General features: G+C 42.6%; 1 protein-coding gene. It reads right to left on the reverse strand.

What is annotated here, in order from left to right; genetic code table 11:
• The coding region (locus ACDX78_RS23280) for a MucBP domain-containing protein (protein ID WP_486031232.1) at window positions 1-392 on the reverse strand (392 nt) is incomplete at both ends.

Raw genomic sequence — 392 nt, forward strand, 5'->3', positions numbered from 1 at the left:
GTTTCATTGCTTGGTACTTCTACTAGCTCATATCCGTCAATATCTTTCGGTTGAGCTTCATAAGGATCCCCAATGTTTCCAGTAAGCTGTTCTGGGTCTGCAATAGGATTTCCATTTTCATCTACATATTCTACATCTACAGGTGCCCCTGGTGTAGGCTCCACAACTGGTGTATATACATAAGTTACGGTTTGTGGTTCTTCACCAAATTCACCAGTTTCATTGCTTGGTACTTCTACTAGCTCATATCCGTCAATATCTTTCAGTTGAGCTTCATAAGGATCCCCAATGTTTCCAGTAAGCTGTTCTGGGTCTGCAATAGGATTTCCATTTTCATCTACATATTCTACATCTACAGGTGCCCCCGGTGTAGGCTCCACAACAGGCGCATA

The organism is Virgibacillus oceani, assembly GCF_041521345.1.
Lineage (GTDB): Bacteria > Bacillota > Bacilli > Bacillales > Amphibacillaceae > Virgibacillus_N > Virgibacillus_N oceani_A.